The following is a 3,691-nucleotide window of genomic DNA, read 5'->3' on the forward strand; positions in this document are numbered from 1 at the left end:
ATATCAGCCAAAAGTTGGTTGAGGGTTGCCCCTCAACCATAGAATCTCCCACACTGCAATCCATGCCGTTCTTAGAGAGAGGCTTTAAGCAACATACCGACTGCCACCACCACACACAGGCTAGCAAACCCCACTTGCAAGGCCCGCGCGGGAATCACCGAACACAACCGCCGTCCTGCCAACATGCCGACGATACTCGCGCCGATAAACACCCAGCCCACCGGCTCGATACTCACGCCCGCATGAAACGCACCGGCCACGCCGATCAGCGACAGCAGGCTGACCACCATCAACGACGTGGCGACGATGCCACGCATCTGCACATCGGTGAGCTGCTTGAACGCCGGTACGATCAGGAAGCCGCCGCCCACGCCCAACAACCCCGACACGGCGCCGGTCACCGCACCCAATGCGGCCAGGGTGGCGCTGCACTTGGCGGTCCAGGCCAGGCGCCCGGTCTGCTGGTTGAGCATGCAGTTCTTCTGGCCCCACGACGCCGAACCATGGTCACTCGGCCCGGCCTCGCGCTTTTCCCGTTGCAGCATGCGCCAGGCCACCAGCACCATCAGCGCGCTGAACAGTCCCATCAGCACCGGCTCCGACAGTTGATGGGCGACGAACACACCCAACGGCGAAAACAACGCGCCAAGCAAGGCGATCAGCAACGCCGCGCGATACCGCACCAGGCCATGGCGCAAGCCATCAATGGCCCCCACCGCTGCCGCTGCGCCCACCGCGAGCAATGACACGGGCGCGGCCTGGGTCATGGTCAAGCCCAGCCCCAGCACCAGCGCCGGCACCCCGAGGATGCCGCCGCCTGCGCCGGTCAGACCCATGACCAGGCCCATCAATACACCCAACACACTGGCCAGCAGCATTCAGTCCACCTTGCTCAGACGGGTCAGCCACTCACGGCCCTTGAGCATGCCGTTCCAGTAGAACCACGGCAGCAGCGTGGCCTTGAGGAACCACATCGAACGGCGTGCCTGCGTGGGATCGAGGGGAAAGGTCGGCAGCAACTTGCCGCCGTAGCCAAACTCGGCCAGCACCACCTTGCCCTTTTCCACCGTCAGTGGGCAGGAACCGTAGCCGTCGTATTTGAGAGGCAATGGCGCCTGTTTGCGCACGGCCAGCAGGTTTTCCGCCACTACCACGATTTGCTTGCGCACCGCCGCAGCAGTCTTAGCGTTGGTGGTGCCGCACACATCCCCAAGGCCGAAGATATGTGGGTAGCGCAGGTGTTGCAGGCTGTGGGGGTTCACTTCGCACCAGCCGGCGGCATCGGCCAGCGGGCTCTGGCGGATAAAGTCCGGGGACAACTGCGGCGGTACGACGTGGAGCATATCGAAGGTTTTCTCTTCGACCGTCGCGTTGCCTTCGGCGTCTTTGACTTCAAACCAGGCTTTGCGCGCCGGGCCATCGACTTTCACCAGGTTGGAATTGAACGCCAGGCGCGCGTTGTATTTCTCCACGTACTTCATCAATGGCGGCACAAAGGTTGGCACACCGAACAACGCGGCACCGGCCAGGTTGAATTCGACGTCGATGTGTTTGAGGTCGCCCTGCTTGAGCCAGTGGTCGCAGGACAGGTACAGGGCTTTTTGCGGCGCGCCGGCACATTTGATCGGCATCGCCGGCTGGGTGAACAACGCTTTGCCGCCCTTGAGCTGCTGCACCAGCTGCCAAGTGTAGGCGGCGTGCTCGTAGCTGTAGTTGGAGGTGACGCCGTGTTGGCCCAGGGTGTCTTGCAGGCCTTCGATTTTTTCCCAGGCCAGGCGCAGGCCGGGGCAGACGATGAGGTTCTTCCAGGTGACGCGCTGGCCGCTGTCGAGCACCAGGGTGTTTTCATCGGGCAGCACTTCGCTGACGGCGGCCTGCACCCAGCTGACGCCATTGGGTAGCACATCGGCCAGGGGCCGGCGGGTCTTTTGCAGGTCGTAGGCGCCGCCGCCGACCAGGGTCCAGGCGGGCTGGTAGCAGTGGTAGTCGTTAGGTTCGATGAGGGTGATGTTCAGCTGCGGGTCGCGCTTGAGCAGGCTGGCCAGCAGGCCGATGCCTGCCGAGCCGCCGCCGATGACTACGATATCGCCACTGATGGTGGGTCCCCAGTGTTGTTCGGTCATTGTCTACTGCCTTTTTGAGTCAATGCACACAAGGGTCGCTGCCGGATGGCGTCACGCCCAGCTTTTTATGACCGCGCCGCAATACAGCCCGGACAGGGTCTTCATCACTTGAATCACTTCATGGCTGGCCAGCCCGTAGAAAATGTATTTGCCTTCCCGACGGGTGGCGACCAACCCTTCATCGCGCAAGATGCCCAACTGTTGTGACAGGGTGGGCTGGCGTACCCCGGTCAGGGCTTCCAGCTCGCCGACGTTGCGCTCGCCCTGGGTCAACTGGCACAGGATCAACAAGCGGTCTTCATTGGCCAGGGCCTTGAGCAAGGCACAGGCCTTGGACGCCGATGCACGCAGCTGGGCGACCTCGCCCTCACTCAACGTAGATTCCATTTGCCTCGGGTCCTTTAAGTCACTTAAGCTCAAAACATTATGTGTAAACGTAAACTGATTGTAACCAATTTTTTCTTCAGCAGAGACAGCCGCCATGCCAGCGTTGATTCAAGCCTTTCTGGATGACGCATCGTCGACCTACACCTATATCGTCTATGAAGCCGATGGCGGCCCTTGCGCCATCGTCGACTCGGTGCTCAATTACGACCCGGCGTCCGGGCGCACCGACACGACGCAAGCCGACAAGGTGATTGCCTTTGTGCGCGAGCATGGCCTGCACGTGCAATGGCTGCTGGAAACCCACGCCCACGCTGACCACCTGTCCGCCGCGCCCTACCTGCGTCGCACCTTGGGCGGCAAGATCGCGATAGGCGAGTCGATCAGCAAGGTGCAGGGCGTGTTCAAAAACCTGTTCAACCTCGAGCCGGAATTTCGCGTGGACGGCTCGCAGTTCGATCACCTGTTTGCGCCGGATGACATCTTTCATATCGGCAACTTGAAGGCCCAGGCGTTGCATGTGCCCGGACACACCCCCGCCGACATGGCCTATTTGATCGATGGCCGCTTGATCCTGGTGGGCGACACCCTGTTCATGCCCGACGTCGGCACCGCCCGTTGCGACTTCCCCGGCGGCGATGCGCGACAGTTGTACGCGTCGATGCGCAAGCTGTTGGCGTTCCCTTCGGACACCAAGTTGTACGTGTGTCATGACTACCCGCCCGAGGGTCGAGAGGCGAAGTGCCAAACGACCGTAGCGGAACAACGGGCGGGGAATATTCATGTGCATGATGGCGTGGATGAAGCGGCGTTTGTTGAGATGCGCACCCAACGCGATGCTGGATTGGGCATGCCGACGTTGTTGCTGCCGGCGATACAGGTAAATGTGCGGGCGGGGAATATGCCGCCGGCGGAAGAGAACGGCGTGACGTACCTGAAAATCCCCCTCAACCAACTCTAGAAACACCGATCCCCTGTGGGAGCTGGCTTGAACTGCGATAGCCATAGGTATCTACACAACTTTTTAGGCTGTCGCAGCAAACGGTAACCACGATGCGAAGCGAGCCGCTCTTGATCTTGATCTTGATCTTGATCTGCTGTTGATCTTAGGCGCCCCGTTAAACCACGATGGCCGGAATTCGACAGGGATTTGGGGGGTAAACCGGCAGGGATGCCGGTTTAGC

The 3,691-nt window shown here is 61.0% G+C and carries 4 protein-coding genes; 1 reads left to right on the forward strand and 3 read right to left on the reverse strand.

The features are described from left to right. Positions 1-71 precede the first annotated feature (71 nt). Genes AC4PS6_RS22400 through AC4PS6_RS22410 form a run of 3 tightly spaced genes read right to left on the reverse strand, consistent with a single transcriptional unit; the run spans position 72 to position 2,510 of the window. Positions 72-878: a sulfite exporter TauE/SafE family protein gene (locus AC4PS6_RS22400; protein ID WP_014719012.1), complete on the reverse strand. Its 807-nt coding sequence runs from the start codon at positions 876-878 to the stop codon at positions 72-74. Next, positions 879-2,123 carry an NAD(P)/FAD-dependent oxidoreductase gene (locus AC4PS6_RS22405; protein ID WP_032903433.1) on the reverse strand — a complete coding sequence of 415 codons (1,245 nt, stop codon included), beginning with the start codon at positions 2,121-2,123 and terminating at the stop codon, positions 879-881. 51 nt (positions 2,124-2,174) lie between these two features. Further along, positions 2,175-2,510 carry an ArsR/SmtB family transcription factor gene (locus tag AC4PS6_RS22410; RefSeq protein WP_003174875.1) on the reverse strand — a complete coding sequence of 112 codons (336 nt, stop codon included), beginning with the start codon at positions 2,508-2,510 and terminating at the stop codon, positions 2,175-2,177. 94 nt (positions 2,511-2,604) lie between these two features. On the opposite strand from AC4PS6_RS22410, the gene AC4PS6_RS22415 reads away from it, so the two are divergent. Further along, positions 2,605-3,468: an MBL fold metallo-hydrolase gene (locus AC4PS6_RS22415; RefSeq protein WP_014719014.1), complete on the forward strand. Its 864-nt coding sequence runs from the start codon at positions 2,605-2,607 to the stop codon at positions 3,466-3,468. The last annotated feature ends 223 nt before the right edge of the window (positions 3,469-3,691 follow it).

The organism is Pseudomonas sp. DW-iso17, from assembly GCF_058725345.1.